The organism is Metallosphaera tengchongensis (assembly GCF_013343295.1).
Taxonomy (GTDB): Archaea; Thermoproteota; Thermoprotei_A; order Sulfolobales; family Sulfolobaceae; genus Metallosphaera; species Metallosphaera tengchongensis.
This window is the reverse complement of sequence record NZ_CP049074.1, coordinates 385018-402903: the sequence shown is the minus strand read 5'-3', so window position 1 is coordinate 402903 and position 17886 is coordinate 385018. Positions and strand designations below refer to the sequence as shown.

Below are 17886 nucleotides of genomic sequence, written 5' to 3'. Positions count from 1 at the left end.
ATACCGGGGATATCTTATTGGTTACGCAGATTTTGAAAGAAGAGGGTATCCTTTCTCTCTCGCAAATAAGGAGGGAAATGGTAGATCTCGCTGGAGGAAAGGGAGCTAACCTAGGAGAACTCCTTAGCCAGGGGATCAGAGTACCCCCTGGCTTTGTTATTACTTCAAAAGCTTACTCGTACTTCCTGGAGTATAATGGGTTGAGAGATAAGATAGTCTCTATTTTAAAGGAGGAGAACTCGTCCGAGAGGGCAAGTGAGAGAATAAAAGGTCTTATTTTGGAGTCAAAGATGCCCCAAGACCTTGAGAACATGATATATACTTCATACGATGAGCTTTCAAAAATGGCCGGTAAGGAAGTCTTTGTAGCAGTTAGATCCTCAGCAACGGCGGAGGACATAGAAAGCGCAAGCTTTGCGGGGCAGCAGGACACCTATCTCAACGTAAGGAGATCCAATCTGATCGAGATGGTAAAGGCAGTATGGGCTAGTCTGTTCAACGAGAGGGCTATAGAGTACAGAAAGAGCAAAGGAATAGACTCTGCCAAGGTCGAGATGGCCGTCGTAGTTCAGAAGATGGTTAACTCAAGGTCAGCCGGGGTAATGTTTACACTGAACCCAGCCGATGGAGATCCAAACTTCATTGTCATAGAGTCCTCGTGGGGTTTAGGGGAAGCCGTTGTCGGAGGGAAAGTGACTCCTGACGAGTTCTTGATTTCTAAGTCGGAACTAAAGATAATAGACAGGAGAATATCCAAAAAGAATTTGAAAATCATATATGACCCAGAATCAGGTAGGAATAAGGAAGTTATCATTCAAAATCCGGAGAGTGAGAGCTTAAGTATAACTAATGAGGAAGCTTTGGAGCTCGCTAAACTGGCACTAAAGATTGAGAAGCATTACGGCATGCCAATGGACATAGAGTGGGCCATAGACGCTGATCTTAAGTTCCCTGAAAACGTTTTCATAGTTCAAGCTAGACCCGAAACCTTCTGGTCTTCAAAGGGTCGCAATGGGAAACAAGAGGCTCAGAGGGAAGTAACTGAGAGAAGGGTACTAATAAAGGGACTTGCTGCGAGCCCTGGCATAGCAAGCGGGAGAGCAAGGGTTCTTATGGATGTCAAGGAAGCAAAGGAATTTGAGAAAGGCGAGATCCTAGTGACCAAAATGACTGACCCAGATTGGGTTCCAGTAATGAAGATTGCATCTGCCATTATCACAGACGAGGGTGGAATTACAAGTCACGCCGCTATTGTATCAAGGGAGTTGGGGATTCCTGCCATTGTGGGTACCAAGGACGGTACCAGGGTTTTAAAGACTGGGCAAGAGATTACGGTTGACGCCACAAGGGGAGTAGTATACGAAGGGAAAATAGTTGCAGAGGAGGCTAAACAGGAAGTTCAGAAAGGTGGTACGTTTAGCGGAATATCAAGGGACGTGTTGCTGAGCCTGTTCCCAGTAACCGGAACAAAAATTTACATGAACTTAGGTCAACCTGATGTAATAGAGAAATACCTAGATCTTCCCTTCGATGGAATAGGTCTAATGAGGATAGAGTTCATAGTAAGTGAGTGGATAAAGCACCATCCACTCTATCTCATTAAGATAGGAAAACCAGATGAATTTGTCAATAAGCTAGCTGAAGGGATAGCTAAGGTTGCTTCGGCCATATATCCAAGACCGGTTGTGGTTAGATTTTCTGACTTCAAGACAAACGAGTACAGAGGTCTCATCGGCGGAGAGGAATTTGAGCCGGAAGAGAGAAACCCAATGATAGGATGGAGGGGCGTATCTCGATACGTGAGTCAACAATATGAGCCCGCATTTAGGCTAGAAGTGAAAGCTATAACTAAAGTCAGGGAAGAAATGGGTCTCAAAAACGTTTGGGTAATGTTCCCATTCGTTAGAACTACTTGGGAGTTGAATAAGGCGGTGGGAATTATGGAGGATGAAGGGCTAAGAAGGACTAGCGACTTTAAGGTATGGCTCATGGCTGAAGTACCGTCAGTCATAGTGTTAGCTGACGAGTTCTCGAAGTTAGTTGACGGGTTTAGCATAGGAAGTAATGACTTAGCTCAGTTAACTTTAGGGGTAGACAGGGACTCTGAAATACTTGGGAGAATGGGATACTACGACGAAAGAGATCCAGCGGTCCTTAGATCCATGAAGAAGTTAATCAGGACAGCCCATAAATATGGCAGAACGGTTTCGATATGTGGACAAGCACCTAGCGTATACCCTGAAGTAACCGAATTCCTAGTTAAGGAGGGAATAGACAGCGTTAGTATAAATCCTGACACCGTTATTTACACGAGAAGGCTAGTGGCAAGTATAGAGCAGAAGCTATTATTGAGAGGGCGCAAATGAGAGACTGGATCTGTTTTTCGAAAGCAGTAAACTTCTAGTGTGAGTTGACTTATCTACTTAAACCTTTTGACTCAAAACCCGATTTTGCTTCCCTTGATAGCATTTCTTGCATACCCTCTTAGAGCCTATGGCGAAACCTACACAGTCCTCGCAAACGAGGGAACCGCAGGAATTACAGTACCCTATGGAAAGGTTTTTACCACAAACCTGACACATACTAATCTCACACACTGAGCATATATTACCCTTCATGTGCGTATCGCATACATTTCTCCCACAAGTCTTACAAGTGTAGCTAGCCTCTCTCTCTTCGCATATTTCACATCTCGATGAATTTCTTGAATTGTAAGTATGCTTCTTCATCATCTTTCGCCTGCACGGGAGGGTGTTTGAAATAGAAAGCAGATACCTCTGTTAACGGACCCCCTATCCCCCTATCTTTAGCTAGCTTTACTGCCCTTATCACATCAACAATGACAGAGGCACAGTTTGACTTATCATCCACCTCAAGGCTGGCCTCGACCTTAATTGGTCTTCCAGCGAATCCTGTTCCTTTAACGTAAATGTATGCTACCTTTGTGTTGCCTAGAAAGGGAACGTAATCACTAGGCCCTATTCTTATTCTACCTCTTTCTTCTATTTCTTCGTTTTCGAGGGTGCTTGTAACAGCCTTAGTTTTGCTTATCCTCTTTGAGTGTAACCTCTCCTCAGTCTTCATGTTCAGGAAATCAGTATTGCCACCCACGTTTAATTGATAGGTCTCATCGACCTTTACACCTCTAAGTCTGAAAAGCGAAGTGATAGCCCTGTGGAATATTGTAGCCCCCACCTGCCCTTTTACATCATCTCCTGCTATGGGTATGTTGGCTTCCTTGAATTTTCTAGGAAACTCCCCAGTAGGATCGCTCGCTATGAATACCGGTATGGCGTTTATGAAACCTACCCTTGCTTCCAATGAGGCTTGAGCGTACGTTCTGGAAGCGCTCTCGCTACCCACAGGTAACATGTTTACCAAGATGTCGGCCCTGCTACTTCTCAGCTCTTCTATGACTAAGTTAAGGCTGCCTTCACCCAGAGGATTAAAGATGTTCTTCATGTGCGGGGCTACTCCATCCAAAACGGGACCAGGGGAGACCTTAACACCCAGTTTGTCCAGGTCCACTATCCTTGGGGTAATATTTGGTCTTTCAAAGATAGCCTCCGACACGTCCTTCCCTACCTTATTTGCGGACACATCGAAAGCTGCAACCACCTCTATGTCAGTGATCTTATACCCTCCAATGACTGGGGTGATTAACCCATCAAAGTAATTGGGCCCCATTCTCCTGTAGAACTCTATCCCCTGTACCAACATTGAGGCGCAATTCCCAAGACCTGCTATAGCTACCCTAATCATCGCCTTTTTAGGGGGAACATGCATTAAAAAATATAGTGATGAAAGGGATTTAGCAGAGAAGTGAAGAAGTGGAGCGACTCTGAGGTGATGTGATGGGTTTAGCTAGGTTATATGCACTTGTGGAAGGAGAAGTTCAAGGAGTGGGATTTAGAAGATATGTTCAAATCCACGCTGCTAGGTTAGGCTTGAAGGGTTACGCCAAAAACCTACCAGATGGAACAGTAGAGGTAGTTGCTGAAGGTTACCAAGAGTCTCTTGAGAAGCTACTCAACCATCTATGGAAAGGTCCACCACTGGCTCTAGTAACGAAGGTAACTCACAGGTATGAGGAGTATAAGGGAGAATTCTCATCGTTTGAAACTTATTGACAAGAGGGGAATAAGCCCTGCCCTTTAAGGTGAGGAGATAGATGCATAAAGGTTAATTCCCAATGGACATGTGATAGTTGTACTGTAAAACTAGCACGGCTTCTGAGTTAAGCCTAGGGGAGAGGTTTCTTAAGTTTCAGGACTCGGAATTAAGTTTGGGCATTCTGACCCCCAGCAGTAAAGTACGAGGTTTGCCGTTCTTGTGACAAAGTCTGAGGACGCTAGCCTCTAATTGAGGCCAAACAATATGATTTATAAAGGACAAAGTTATTTAACTAGCTAGGTGTTCTTGTTGCACCAATGGCAAATATAGAGGATATAATACCAAATTATTGGTATAATATAATACCAGATTTACCCAAGCCTCTTCCTCCCCCTAGAGATCCACCAGATGCCGAGTTCTCTAGGATTGACCTTCTGAGGAAGATCATGCCTCAAGAAGTTCTAAGGCAACAGTTCACTGTGGAGCGATTCGTAACAATACCCAAAGAAGTCCGAGAAGCCTACTTTAATATAGGAAGACCTACTCCTCTTGTCAGGGCAAAAAGACTAGAGGAGGTCTTGAACACACCTGCAAGGATATACTACAAATACGAAGGAGCCACACCGACTGGCTCCCACAAGATAAACACAGCAATACCTCAGGCCTTCTTTTCCATGAAGGAGGGAATAAATCACTTGGTGACTGAAACTGGAGCAGGTCAGTGGGGCACTGCTGTAGCGTTAGCTGCACGGATGTACGGCCTCAATTCCACTATATTTATGGTAAAGGTAAGCTATGAACAAAAACCCCAAAGAAGGACTATTATGCAACTATATGGAGCCAAAGTGCATTCAAGTCCTACGCCGCTCACTGAATTCGGAAAGAAGGTAATAAATCAGAACCCCTCTCATCCTGGATCCTTAGGTATCGCTATGAGCGAGGCTATAGAGTATGCAATGTCCAACGGTTACAAATACCTAGTAGGTAGCGTCCTTGACGTCGTGGTATTGCACCAAAGTGTAATAGGCCTGGAAACCATGAGACAGTTAGAGGACATTGATGAGGAACCAGACGTTCTTGTGGGTTGTGTGGGCGGAGGTAGTAATTTCGGCGGATTTACTTTTCCCTTCATTGGCTCTAGAAAAGGTTCTAAGTACGTTGCAGTGGGATCCTACGAAATACCTAAATTTAGCCAAGGGGCATATAACTACGACTTTCCAGACAGCGCAGGTCTACTTCCTTTAGTTAAGATGATAACTTTGGGCAGAGACTATGTTCCTCCACCTATTTACTCAGGAGGTTTGAGATATCACGGCGCTGCACCTTCTTTGAGTATGCTCATTAAGGAGGGGATAGTTAGCTGGAAGGAATACAACGAGAGGGAGATTTTCGAAGCGGCTCAGATGTTCCTACAAACCCAAGGTATAGTGCCTGCTCCTGAGTCAGCCCACGCTATAAAGGCAGTTATAGACGAGGCTAGGGAGGCTAAGGCTAAGAACGAAAAGAGAGTGATAGTGTTCAACTTAAGTGGTCACGGTCTCCTAGACCTACCAAACTACGAATCCATGATGAAGAGGATAGGTTAAATTGAGACGGCTTTTGGTGTCTTACGCTACTCTAGGCTATCCCAATAGGGAGGAATACCTTAAACTAGTGAAAGGTCTGGTCGACGCCGGTTCAGATATCCTAGAAATAGGTCTTCTACCAAAATACGCTAAATATGACGGACCTGTGATAAGAAGGAGCTACAAGCAAGTTTCTAGTTGGCTACGGGATTTCTGGGGACTTCTGGAAGAGACCAGAAGAACAGTTAACGTTCCAATAGTAATCCTAACCTATCTGGAGGACTGGTTATCCAGTTTGGAAGAGACTTTGAACAGGCTAAGGATAATTGGAATAGATGGCATATTATTTCCAGATTTACTTATTGATTTCATAGATGACTATGAAAAATATGTTAAAATTATAAAGAAAAGTAACTTAAACGCTATTATCTTTACCTCTCCCTCCGTGCCCGATCCAATAATTCATAAGGTTTCTGGAATTTCCGATATGTTCCTCTACTACGGGGTGAGACCAACTACAGGAGTACCGTTACCGGTCAGCGTGGACTCCCTAATAACAAGGGTAAGAACATTGGTTAACAATAAGCTAGTTGTGGGTTTCGGGTTGTCCGACGTTAACGATATGAAGAAGGCGTTGCTTGCGGGCGCAGATGGGATTGCCATAGGGACTGCATACATAGAGGAAATCGAGAAGCATGGAGTCGAGTCTGCAATTTCCCTCGCTAAGAGTTACAGAGGGATTCTCGATGGAAGCTAGGGAGATCTTGAGGAAACTCACGGAAGGAATATCATTAACTGAAGAGGAGAGCAGGGGGCTAGCTGACATGATAATGGAAGGGTCCATACAAGAGTCGTTAGTTGCAGCCATACTTGTTGCGCTCAAAATGAAGGGAGAGACAGCTGAAGAGATAAAGGGATTTGTGAAATCCATGAGAGAGCATGCCATAAAACTTGATCTTAAAGATACCTTGGATACAGCTGGAACTGGAGGGGATGGTTTCGGAACCATAAATGTTAGTACAGCAGCTGCTTTAGCCATAAGTAACGTCTTCCCGGTTGCTAAACATGGGAATAGGGCCGCCAGTAGTAAAAGCGGAAGTGCGGATTTTCTAGAAACGTTGGGTTACAACATAACCGTTCCCCCAGAAAGGGCTACTCAACTGATTAAACGCGACAACTTCGTTTTTCTTTTCGCTCAACTTTATCACCCTTCCATGAAAAATGTAGCCCCAGTTAGGAAGCTCCTGGGGATAAGGACCATATTCAATCTCCTAGGTCCTCTAGCTAACCCAGCAGGTTCCAAGAGGCAGGTAATGGGAGTTTACTCCCTATCCATAATGAGGAAGATAGCCCAAACCTCAGCAGGTTTAGGTTACTCCAAGCTCTTAATACTGCACGGAGAGCCAGGACTAGATGAGGTCAGTCCACAAGGAAAGACGTACATCACGGAAGTGAAGGGAGATAAAATGGAGGAGATGGATGTAGATTTTAGAGACATTTCCAAAAAGGAAGTCCCTCCGTCGAGGCTACTAGTGTCAGATTCAACAGAATCTGCCGTGAGGGTTTTGAGGGCATGCAGAGGGAAGGATCCGGATGTAAATCATTTTATCAGGATAAACGTGGCTGTTGCCCTTTATGCGGCGGATGTAGTAACAGATTTCAAGGAAGGGTACGAGTTTTCAGAGGAGTTAATCTTGAAATTACCTGAAAAAATAGAAAGTATAGTGAAAAATAATGGTGATCTGTCTAAATTCATGAAAATAAAGGAGATCTCATATGGTTAAGGTAAAGATATGCGGTATATCCATCCTTTCCGACGCTGTAACCATATCCGCTCTAGGGGCGGACATGTTGGGATTCTTAACCGATCCGATCAGTCCTAGATTTGTTAAACCAGAATTTTTGAAAATTGTAAAGAATCAGGTTCCGTCTCCAATTGTATCTGTTAACGTCAAATCTAACCTAGAGGAGATGCTTGTTAGATCAGCCAATGCCGACATTCTTCAAGTTCATAGGGTACTCAACCAAGAGGAGCTTGAGATGATAACTTCCTTCCAAAAGAAGGTAATACTATTTGTTCCAATTTCGGAGAAATATCTTCCATATCTGAAAAAGGCGATAGATTTTACGGAAATGGTTCTCCTGGATCTGGAGAGGAAAGAGGATAGACCAAACATGGAACTAATCTCTAAGGTGTTAAGGGACTACCCAGGTCTTGGGGTAGGTGGGGGAATAACCTTAAGTAACGTTTCCTCATTCGTGGCCTTGGAGCCGGGCTGGATTGACGTTTCGAGGGGTGTAGAATCCTATCCTGGGAAGAAGAACCTAGAGCTCGTGAAGAAACTTTTGGAGGTGGCTAAATGAAGACCTTTCCTATAACCGCTTTTGCCCAGCCCTATGAGGTTTTTCAATGCGTTGAAAAAGATCAGGAAATCGCAGCTCTAATGGAAAGTGTAGAAGGTTCACAAAACAACGCTAGATATAGCGTAATTGCCTGGGGAGTTAAAAGGAAGCTAGTCATATCTAGGGAAGACGATTTGGAGGACTCAATTAATCAATCTTTGAAAGGAACTGAAGAGGGAGAGCTAAGGTTTACGGGAGGCCTATTGGGATACATATCGTACGACGCAGTGAGGAGATGGGAGAGGGTCAAAGACATAAAACCGGTGGCAGAGGACTGGCCTGATGCTGAGTTCTTCATCCCTGAGAACGTCTTAGTCTATGATCATAACTTAGGTAAGGTTTTTGTTGAAGGTGACATGCCGGAAGTTAGTAATTGCGTTAACGATGACCATTTCAAAGTCTCGCCTTACGACGAGTCCATGTCAAAGCCCGAATTTGAATCCGGTGTAAATTCAATATTAGAGCAGATTAGAGCAGGTTACGCTTTCCAGGTGGTGTTATCACGGTTTTACAGGTATTCAATTGAGGGCGATCCCATGAGGTTCTACAGAGCTCTTAGAAAGATAAACCCTTCACCCTACATGTTTTACATGAAGTTTGGGCAAAGAAAATTGATAGGCTCTAGCCCTGAGCTCCTCTTTTCCACGCAGAAGGGAATAGCTGAAACTTTTCCGATAGCAGGAACTAGACCTAGAGGGAAGACTAAGGAGGAAGACTTTGAACTTGAGCAGGAACTTCTCTCATCCGAGAAGGAGATGGCCGAACATCTTATGCTTGTGGATCTAGCTAGAAATGATATGGGTAAGGTCTGCGTACCAGGTACGGTTAAGGTTCCGGAATTTGCCTATGTGGAAAAGTATAGTCACGTTCAGCACATAGTCAGCAAAGTGGTCGGGACTTTAAGAAAGGATGTTAGTTCTATAGACGTGTTGAAATCCATGTTCCCTGCAGGAACGGTCAGTGGGGCGCCAAAGCCGATGGCCATGAATATTATAGAGACACTCGAACCCTACAAGAGAGGACCATACGCCGGAGCTATAGGGTTCCTCTCTAAGAATAGCTCAGAATTTGCAATCACAATAAGATCTGCGTTCATTAACGGTGACCTTTTACGTATCCAGGCCGGAGCCGGAATAGTTTTCGACTCAAACCCTGAGCAAGAATATAGAGAAACCGAGCATAAAATGAGGGCTTTGAAAGTATCGTTAGGTCTGGGGTGATTAGATGGACATCACGTTAATAATTGACAATTATGATAGCTTCGTGTACAACATAGCTCAAAGTGTAGGGGAGTTAGGGAGTTACCCGATAGTTATCAGAAATGATGAGATTTCGGTAAAGGGTGTAGAGAGATTGAGACCGGACAGGATTATCATTTCTCCGGGTCCCGGATCACCTGAAAATCCTGAGGATATAGGGATCGTCCCACAGGTAATTAAGTATCTCGGGAAGAGGACGCCCGTTTTAGGAATTTGCCTAGGACATCAAGCAATAGGCTTCACCTTTGGGGCTAAAATAAGAAGGGCAAAGATCATCTATCACGGCAAGCTAAGTACCATAGAGAAAGTCAACGAGACCCAGCTTTACTCCGGATTACCTTCTCAATTTAAGGCCACTAGGTACCATAGCTTAGTAGTGGACAAAGTATCTTCCCCTCTTGTTGTAGATTCCATTTCAGCAGAGGACAGAGAGATAATGGGGATTCATCATGAGGAGTTCAGGATATTTGGGGTTCAATTTCATCCGGAAAGCATAGGGACATCTAATGGACAAAAAATATTTTACAACTTTCTCAACAGAATCTGACAATGCCAAGATATCTCGAAGGATGGATCAAAGACGTTGTGGAAAATGCCTTAAGGAGACCTTATTTATCTAGAGCTAGAGAAAAACCAGTTTTGCCTTTGATCCCTAGAATTAAAAAAATGAAGGAATCGGGTTTAAACCCCATAATTGCAGAGTTCAAAAGAAGATCCCCCTCTGGTTTTGCCCAGGACAGGGACCCTGTGGAGTATTCCAGGTTGATGGAACAGAATGGAGCAGTTGCAATGAGCGTCATAACTGAAAACACAGTATTCCAAGGATCTTACGATTATCTATACACAGTTGGTAAAACGGTCAAAATACCTGTTCTAATGAAGGACTTTGTTGTTACTGAAAACCAGATTGATACTGCTTATGATCTTGGTGCTGACGTTGTACTCCTCATAGTCAGGATCCTCACTGAGAGGGAACTTAGCGGTTTGTTGGAGTACATTAACTCCTATAACATGGAAGCTCTGGTGGAGGTTCACGACGAGCAGGACTTAGAAATAGCCCTTAGATGCGGAGCTAAGCTAATGGGCGTTAATTCAAGGGATCTGATATCTCTCTCGATCCAGAAGGAAAAGATGATGAAGATCCTGGAGATGCTACCAAGGGATGTAGTTAAAGTCGCAGAAAGTGGGATAGAGACTAAAGAGGAGATAAGCCTACTAAAGGAAAAGGGTGCTGACGCCTTTCTGATCGGCTCGTCCCTGATGAGGGATCCGGATAAGATAAAAGCGTTTGTTAGTGGTTAGTATAGGGAAAAATGGAGAGTTTCGCAAGTTCCCTCTCAAAACTTACGGGAGAGTCCACGCTCCTCTACCAGGAAATTGCCAGGAAGGTTGAGAAGACCAAGGGAATCAAAACTATAAATTTCGGAATAGGCCAACCGGATCTTCCTACTCCTCAAAGGATAAGGGATGAAGCTAAGGTGGCTTTGGAAAAAGGCTACACTGCCTACACACCAGCATTGGGTTTGGATGAGCTCCGATCTAAAATAGCTGAATTCCTTTCACAGAAATATGGCGACAAAATAATAAAGGACGAAATAGCCGTGACTCCTGGAGCCAAAACTGCCCTTTTCTTGGCTTTTCTGGCTTACGTTAACCCAGGCGATGAAGTGATATTATTCGATCCTTCATTTTATTCCTACGCTGAAGTGGTTAAGCTGTTGGGCGGAAAACCTGTCTACGTTCCGCTTCATTTCGATCAAGGGAAGGGTTTTTACTATGTTACAGACGAACTATCATCCAAAATTTCCCCCAAGACCAAAATGATAGTTTACAATAATCCACACAACCCTACAGGGATGACATTTGATGCAGACCTTTCCAAGACCGTAGCAGAAATATCTCAGGAAAGGAAAATAGTTCTTATCTCAGATGAAATCTATGATTACTTTGTGTTTGATAAGAATTTCTGGAGCGTTCTTCAGACTCCCTCCTGGCGGGATAATGTTATTTACATCAATGGATTTAGCAAGACCTTCAGTATGACAGGATGGAGGTTAGGATATATAGTAGCTAGAAAAGAGGTGATAGGAAAAATGGGCATTTTAGCATCAAACATCTATACTTGTCCAACTAGTTTCGCGCAATATGGTGCTCTAGCATCCTTCGACTCCTTTGCTCAGGTTAAGGAAATGATTGATTTGTTCAGAAGAAGGAGAGACGTAATGTACAATGAGCTGTCGGGGGTCAAAGGGATTAAGGTATACAAATCCTCAGGTGCGTTTTACATGTTCCCTGATTTCAGTGAGGTTCTTGGGGCTGGCGGAATGGACTCCAAATCTCTTGCAGTCAAGCTCATAGAGGAAGCTGGAGTAGTCACGATACCGGGAGAGGTGTTTCCTGAACGTGTGGGAAAGAACTTCTTGAGGCTTAGCTTCGCTTTGGGGGAGGAGAAAATTAAAGAAGGTGTTTCAAGAATGAAACTGTTTGTGGAAAAGGTTCTCTCAAGCTGATGAGAAAGTTACTGGGTGACCGATGATCAAAACTCCCATGGTCTGAGCTTAACCAGGGATTATTTCCACTGAGGGCTCTTCACCTTTGTTAAAGGTAATTTCCGTTATCTTTAATGTCTTTTTAATGTCCTCCTCTACGATCCTTATATCATCCAGGAATTTTTCTGGGGCGCTTAGTTTTACCCTTATTGAAGCGTTCATGGGAAGCTTCATATTAACCTTACCCGTCCTTACCAAGGAATTGAATTTCTTTACAGTTTCCCCTACCCTCACGGCATTCTCGTTGACCTCTATATCATCTGTTGACGGCAATCTTTCCATTAATACGGTCTCCTTCTCTCCGAAAAGCCTAGAGTAAATCTCTTCAGTAATGTGCGGTGCTATTGGATGCAGTATTATTATAATATCTCTTAAGATTCTGCTCAGCGTGTAAATAGCCGACAGGTCATCCGCAAATAGTCGGTGTTTGATCAGTTCCAAATACTCGTCTGCCACAGTTTCCCAGAAATAGGAATAGAGCATAGAAAGGACTATGAAGAAGTCCTGGTTTTCGTAAGCAGAAATGGATCTATCCACGAACTCCTTATGTTTCGCTAAAATCCACTGATCAACTACATTTAGTGAGTTAGGCTTGGCTAAGTTTCTCTTAGCGATGAACGGGTACGCAAGTCTGCTGGCGTTCCATAGCTTCTGTAAGAGCAGCTTCTTCCCCTTAACGGTCTCCCACTTGAATGGGAAATCGTCTCCCAAGGACGCATCAAGTAACGTCATCCTTATTGCATCTGCCCCAAACTCGTCTATTTTGTCCATGGGGGATACAACGTTCCCTTTGCTCTTGCTCATCCTTGTCCCGTCAGGACCTAAGACTTGACCGTGAATAACGACCTTTTTGAATGGAACGTCCCCTGCTAACATCAAGGTCCTAAATAACGTGTAGAACAGCCAAGTCCTTATTATATCCGTACCTTGTAGTCTGACGTCCGCAGGGAACGCTTTGGTAAATCTAGCTTTGTTTCCATAGAAACCTGAAAGATAGAGAACAGTTACGCTCGAGTCTATCCAGACGTCAGCTACATGAGTGACAGGTTTTAACTGTAAGCCACATTGCGGACACCTCTCGCTAGGAGGAGCGGTCTTGGTTGGGTCGACCGGGAGTGAATCTTCCTTGGCTGGAACCAAATGAGAGTTGTCGCAGTACCAAAAGGGTAACGGAGTCCCGTACAGCCTCTGCCTGCTTATGTTCCAATCCCACTCTACGCTTTTTATCCAGTCCTCAAGCTTCTCACCCATTCTTTGGGGCTTAAAGACCATCTTTTTAGACTCTTCGAGAAGCTTTCCCTTATACTCCACGACATCAATATAAACCTGTTCTTTTACTAAAAATTCGATTGGTGATAGACAATCGCTTCTTTCAGTGTGGGAGAGAACGTTGTGTTTTAGGGTTTCTACCTTCTTCAGATAGCCTCTCTCTTTGAGAATTTCCACCATTTTCTTTCTTGCATCTTCCACCTTCGTTCCATCTAGAAGACCTGTTCCTTTAATTCTGCCCCTTTCGTCAAGGAGTTCCGTCACTGGAAGGTTATACTTTAATTGCCACCTAATGTCCTGAGGATCACCGTAAGTACTTATCATTACAGCTCCTGTCCCAAATTCCTTTTCTACAGCGTTATCAGCTATAATTTCTACCTCTTTATTGAAAATTGGAATAATAACCTTCTTACCTATTAGGGATTTATAGCGCTCATCCTGCGGGTTCACTGCCACTGCTTGTGTAGCACCGAGTAGTTCTGGTCTAGTTGTAGCAATTACGATCTCTCCACCTTCCTTTAACGGGAAGCTTATGTATGCTAGAATTCCCTGTCTCTCTATATACCCTACCTCGCTTTGTGCCACCGCCGTTTCGCATTTAGGGCACCAATACACTGGTCCCTTTTTCATTTTTACGAGTCCTTTCTCGTGCATGTCAAGTAAACTTTTCTGGATAACCTTCCTATACTCAGGGTTGTACGTTCTATACTCAAACTGTTCCCAGTTGGGTCTATATCCAAGTCTAATCATCGCAGATTTCATTTTTCCTATCATTTCCTCAGTCCATTCAACGCATTTCTTTAGGAACAAATCTCTATTTTCCTTTGGGATTCCAAGTTTATACTGTACCTTTAGCTCTGTTGGAAGGCCCTGGGTATCCCAACCCTGAGGTATAAGCACGTTATAGCCCTGAATTCTTTTGAACCTGGTCATGGCATCAGCTATAGCTACCCAGTATGCATGCCCCATGTGAAGTTCTCCGCTGGTAAATGGTGGAGGTGTATCTATGAAAAATATCGGTTTTTCTGAGTTTTCATCGAACTTGAGAACCTTCTCCCAAAATTGTGGAGTTAGCCATATGGTTTGCCATTTGGGCTCTATTTCCTTAGGATTGTAATGCTTAGGCCATTCCTCCATTTTCTTTAAAATATCTTCCTGGGATAACAATAACAGATCACCGTATGGTAAACAGTTAAAAGGAGTCTTGCAAAGAATCTTTTATACTTTTCGACAATTTTTAAATGATGCTTAAAGTAGCGATTAGAGGTGGAGGCGTAGGAGGGTCCCTGCTTGGCGCCCTCCTTCAAAGCGTGGGGCATGACGTTACCCTATTTGATATCAAGGATAAGTACATAAAACCATGTGGGGATATTGTACCTAACGTTTATAGACCACCTTTTCAATGGGACGTTAAGTACGAGATAAAGGAGTTCGCGTTTTACCTTGATAATGAGAGGTTGTACGACGTTAGATATAGGAGTCCCAAATGGCTTACCATAGATAAGAGTGGTTGGATAAACTCAATGAGAAGTAATCTCAGACAGATAGTTACCAATGAGAGACCTAACCTTGAGAACTATGATCTCTCGATAGACTCCCGAGGTCCCTATCCAATGGATAGAGAAGTGGTTTACACCACGAGGGCATTGGTGAAGGTAGACAAATTCAATCCTGAGGCTATCCTTGAATTCGACACTAAGCTAACTGGGTTCTATTGGATATTTCCTGCCGAGGAAGGGTTGCTCAATGTTGGTTCTGGCTTTCTTGAAAACAAGAACTCCAGAGCTCTCTTGCTTGATTACATGAGGCAGAGGTTTGATAAATTTGAGGTCATAGATCTAAGAGGAGCTCCGATATCCGTTGGGAAGGTCCCGGTTAAGGAAGGAAGGATTGGTGAGGCGCGTGGCCTAGTTTTCCCATTGAGCGGTGAAGGAATAAGGCCGTCAGCCATTTCGGCGGAAATAGCTTTTAGGGCAATTCAGAGAGGAAAGTCCATGGAAGAGGAGTTAAATGAGGGCTTGAGAAGGATAGAGTCCAGAATATGGATCCAACGGCTCCTCTTGGACGCCTATAGGAAATCCAGCTTAGTAATAAGGAAATCTATGCTAAGACATTTCTTAAAGAGTGAGATATTAATAGACGCATTCCTTGAAGATAAATTGGATCTACAAGGGATAAAGGAGTCACTGGAGTTGATCAGAAGTGGTGGAATTAATAGTTGAGCAGTCCAAGAGCAAGACCGGCAAGCACGCTATCAGATCCCTTCTTTTTAAGTGGGAAAACGGCGTAAAGCAGGCGAGTATAAAGGGAACTAGAATCCCACCTGTGTATAAAGAAGGAGATGCCGTTCTGGTTAACTTAAGGGAGAGAGGGACGTTTGTCTATGCAAGGTTCATTAAGAACGTGAAGGGTAGGGTCTTTGGCAAAATTCTGATAATAAAAGACGGTACTATCTCTTTAGAGATGAACTATAGGAAATTGAAATTAAAGAAAGTCTCCGGAGACCCCAGTCTTTACAACGTAGTAAAGGACGTTATGGATTACTTAAAAATACCAGTCAAGAGAGTAAACTTAAAGTGACCTAAGGTGTTTTCTGTAACACTGAGTACCCAAGCTGACCCCCAAAAATTGAGAGAAGTATTTAAGCAGATGGAGGATGTACTAAAGGACGTTTGCCCCCCAGTCAGAATAGGAGCCTCCTATCTATGCTCTCCTTCGTCCAACTCACTGGTAACTGTTTATTTCTCAGATCAAGAGATGCGTCCGCTATTCCTGGCGGTTAGGCTAGAATCGAGAGACTCAGAGGAAATAGTCAGCCTATCTTATAAGATATATTCTAAGCTCAAGGATTATGGAGTACATCCTACCCTGTTGAGTGCAGATAGGATGTCCCGATAGATTTCTTCGGGGGTAGGTTGAGATTGGGAGTTCAACTCCACTACCACGTTGCAGATTATAGTGCCCAGGTCTGTGGGGCATAAAATTATTTTCACAATCTCCCCGTATTCTAGAGCGATTTTCGTATCAATATATTCGATTTCATGGATCTCTTTCTCGCAAAATATGGCCACATCAGCAAAAACTATCCTTCCTTGCTTACCCGGTATCCTTAGGAAGGATACCCCGAAACGATCAACCTTATGACGTTCTATCATACTGCAGGTACCAGTTCGGTGTTACAGTAGGGGCACTTTCCCTTTACCCCTCTCTTGTCAGCTTCGCAGAAATAAGCCTTATATTTCCTTTCGCATTTAGGGCACTTAAAAACTACGTCTATACCCAGTTTTAACGTTCTGTGACATATACTACAGTAAACCTCGAACCACCCTAAGTGACCGTAAGAGTTTGTTCCCTTAAGCCTCAAACTCATTTCTTATCCTTTTTTGAGTGTCACTAACGGTGTTATATATTTTCCTATACCTAAGCTATACATACGGTCACAGTCTAAACCAGACGGCCCAGTATTTTTCTTCTATTCCAGACGAATATGTTTTCAGCTCCATCCACAGAGCGATGAGGAAAAAGATTCTACGACCTGCTGTCAATTAGCTTTCACGGGAAGTTTAATATCGTATTACACCATAGATTAGGTTGATAGAGATTGGACGCTGTCGTTATCCATTACGATGTGGTTCCCTTCGATGTGGTACCAAATGTGAGGTTGTACGGAGTTAGATATGAAAAGGAGGAAAGAATCTCAGTAAATTCTCGAGAAGAGGCTGAGAACATTCAAGTTCCAGGTAAGGTAATTCTAGTTAGGATGAAAGATGACTTTGTGATAAACATTGGTGTCAACATGGCTTACAGTTTTCATAAAATAATTAACGTCAAAGGTATTGCCATACCGGTTAAGATAACTGGAGAAGCTGTTCAACTTAGTTATAAACCTATTTCGGAGGCGTTAGGTTTCATTGGATTAGATATCGAATTCACTCCTGACGTGCCCTTTATAACGATTGAAACCGAGGAAGGTAGTAAGATAATCTCAGTTTCAACTATACGTGATATTAAGCCGGAAATTCCGAGAGATTCTAAAACTCCGGAAAAGAAGAAGAGGAAGAGAGCACGTGCTAAGAAAAGTCGTAAAAGACGCAAGATTAAGAGCAAAGGTTCTAGAAAGAGCTGAAGAATTTAAGCTAAATAACAGTGCGGGAGAATCTACGTGGTATAGGGAACTCGTTCTGTGCATATTAACCTCAAACTCAACTTTCATTTCTGCCTTTTCCGCTCTCCAGTCCTTAAACAACCTAATCTTCGCTGGTACAGTGGATGAGATCTCAGCAGTCCTGAAGAAGGAGGGATACAGGTTTCCCAACCTGAAAGCCAAATACATTGTGAAAAGTAGATCATATCTTGGGCATTTGAAGCGTGACGTCAAGGAACTCGCAGATAAAGACCAGATTGAAGCGAGGGAGTACTTGTTGGAGATCGATGGGATAGGAATGAAGGAGGCGAGCCACTTCTTAAGGAACGTGGGTTACTTTGACGTGGCAATTATTGACAGGCACATTCTGAAGTTCTTTTTTGATTATATAGCTGAAGTAGACAGGAAGTCCCTAAGTAAAAACCAATATTTGTACTATGAAAATATTTTAAAATCTGTGGCTTATAACTTCAATATCCAGGTAGGTATAATGGATCTTTATATTTGGTTTATTAAAACTGGAAAGATCGCCAAATAAACTCTTTAGCAAGGATTCACTGAAAAAAGTATATTAACTAGTATTT

Annotated in this window: 18 protein-coding genes; 14 read left to right on the top strand and 4 right to left on the bottom strand. The window is 43.3% G+C overall.

The features are described from left to right. Positions 1-17 precede the first annotated feature (17 nt). Positions 18-2366, top strand: a complete 2349-nt coding sequence (ppsA, locus tag GWK48_RS02090; RefSeq protein WP_174629154.1) for a pyruvate, water dikinase — start codon at positions 18-20, stop codon at positions 2364-2366. Positions 2367-2685: 319 nt separating this feature from the next. Here ppsA and GWK48_RS02085 read toward each other — a convergent pair whose 3' ends face one another. Further along, complete coding sequence (locus GWK48_RS02085) at positions 2686-3762, bottom strand: inositol-3-phosphate synthase (RefSeq protein WP_174629152.1); 1077 nt, start codon at positions 3760-3762, stop codon at positions 2686-2688. 92 nt (positions 3763-3854) lie between these two features. Here GWK48_RS02085 and GWK48_RS02080 point away from each other — a divergent pair, with 92 nt between their 5' ends. The 9 genes from GWK48_RS02080 (at position 3855) to GWK48_RS02040 (ending at position 11850) form a co-directional block, all read left to right on the top strand. Beyond that, positions 3855-4130: an acylphosphatase gene (locus GWK48_RS02080; protein WP_174629150.1), complete on the top strand. Its 276-nt coding sequence runs from the start codon at positions 3855-3857 to the stop codon at positions 4128-4130. Between the two features lie 300 nt (positions 4131-4430). After that, positions 4431-5699, top strand: coding sequence for a TrpB-like pyridoxal phosphate-dependent enzyme (locus GWK48_RS02075; RefSeq protein ID WP_174629148.1), 1269 nt, complete (start codon positions 4431-4433; stop codon positions 5697-5699). A 1-nt stretch (position 5700) separates the two neighbouring features. Then, positions 5701-6435: a tryptophan synthase subunit alpha gene (gene trpA, locus GWK48_RS02070; RefSeq protein WP_174629146.1), complete on the top strand. Its 735-nt coding sequence runs from the start codon at positions 5701-5703 to the stop codon at positions 6433-6435. Further along, positions 6425-7462 carry an anthranilate phosphoribosyltransferase gene (gene trpD / locus GWK48_RS02065; RefSeq protein ID WP_174629144.1) on the top strand — a complete coding sequence of 346 codons (1038 nt, stop codon included), beginning with the start codon at positions 6425-6427 and terminating at the stop codon, positions 7460-7462. The genes trpA and trpD overlap by 11 nt, the downstream gene beginning before the upstream one ends. Continuing rightward, positions 7455-8042, top strand: a complete 588-nt coding sequence (locus tag GWK48_RS02060; RefSeq protein WP_174629142.1) for a phosphoribosylanthranilate isomerase — start codon at positions 7455-7457, stop codon at positions 8040-8042. Before trpD ends, GWK48_RS02060 begins: the two co-directional genes overlap by 8 nt. Next, complete coding sequence (locus GWK48_RS02055) at positions 8039-9301, top strand: anthranilate synthase component I (RefSeq protein WP_174629140.1); 1263 nt, start codon at positions 8039-8041, stop codon at positions 9299-9301. Before GWK48_RS02060 ends, GWK48_RS02055 begins: the two co-directional genes overlap by 4 nt. A 4-nt stretch (positions 9302-9305) precedes the next feature. Then, entirely contained in the window at positions 9306-9887 is a 582-nt protein-coding gene (locus tag GWK48_RS02050; protein ID WP_174629138.1) for an anthranilate synthase component II, read from the top strand. A gap of 2 nt (positions 9888-9889) precedes the next feature. Beyond that, positions 9890-10642, top strand: a complete 753-nt coding sequence (trpC, locus tag GWK48_RS02045) for an indole-3-glycerol phosphate synthase TrpC (protein ID WP_174629136.1) — start codon at positions 9890-9892, stop codon at positions 10640-10642. Positions 10643-10653: 11 nt separating this feature from the next. Next, positions 10654-11850, top strand: coding sequence for a pyridoxal phosphate-dependent aminotransferase (locus tag GWK48_RS02040; protein WP_174629134.1), 1197 nt, complete (start codon positions 10654-10656; stop codon positions 11848-11850). A 48-nt stretch (positions 11851-11898) separates the two neighbouring features. On the opposite strand, the gene GWK48_RS02035 is transcribed toward GWK48_RS02040, so the two are convergent. Beyond that, positions 11899-14295 carry a valine--tRNA ligase gene (locus GWK48_RS02035; RefSeq protein ID WP_174632433.1) on the bottom strand — a complete coding sequence of 799 codons (2397 nt, stop codon included), beginning with the start codon at positions 14293-14295 and terminating at the stop codon, positions 11899-11901. Positions 14296-14402: 107 nt separating this feature from the next. Between GWK48_RS02035 and GWK48_RS02030 the strand changes: the two genes are divergently transcribed. Beyond that, a complete protein-coding gene (locus GWK48_RS02030) occupies positions 14403-15380 on the top strand; it encodes a geranylgeranyl reductase family protein (RefSeq protein ID WP_174632431.1) in 978 nt (325 codons plus the stop codon). Then, entirely contained in the window at positions 15364-15738 is a 375-nt protein-coding gene (locus GWK48_RS02025; RefSeq protein ID WP_246263872.1) for a hypothetical protein, read from the top strand. Before GWK48_RS02030 ends, GWK48_RS02025 begins: the two co-directional genes overlap by 17 nt. A 269-nt stretch (positions 15739-16007) precedes the next feature. On the opposite strand, the gene GWK48_RS02020 is transcribed toward GWK48_RS02025, so the two are convergent. After that, positions 16008-16313, bottom strand: coding sequence for a hypothetical protein (locus GWK48_RS02020; RefSeq protein ID WP_174629130.1), 306 nt, complete (start codon positions 16311-16313; stop codon positions 16008-16010). Next, positions 16310-16528 (bottom strand): hypothetical protein, encoded by a 219-nt coding sequence (locus GWK48_RS02015; RefSeq protein WP_174629128.1) that lies wholly within the window; start codon positions 16526-16528, stop codon positions 16310-16312. The genes GWK48_RS02020 and GWK48_RS02015 overlap by 4 nt, the downstream gene beginning before the upstream one ends. 231 nt (positions 16529-16759) lie before the next feature. On the opposite strand from GWK48_RS02015, the gene GWK48_RS02010 reads away from it, so the two are divergent. Together GWK48_RS02010 and GWK48_RS02005 are read left to right on the top strand one after the other, a co-directional pair. Next, positions 16760-17284 carry a hypothetical protein gene (locus GWK48_RS02010; protein WP_174629126.1) on the top strand — a complete coding sequence of 175 codons (525 nt, stop codon included), beginning with the start codon at positions 16760-16762 and terminating at the stop codon, positions 17282-17284. Then, positions 17226-17840 (top strand): N-glycosylase/DNA lyase, encoded by a 615-nt coding sequence (locus GWK48_RS02005; protein ID WP_174629124.1) that lies wholly within the window; start codon positions 17226-17228, stop codon positions 17838-17840. Before GWK48_RS02010 ends, GWK48_RS02005 begins: the two co-directional genes overlap by 59 nt. Positions 17841-17886 lie beyond the last annotated feature (46 nt).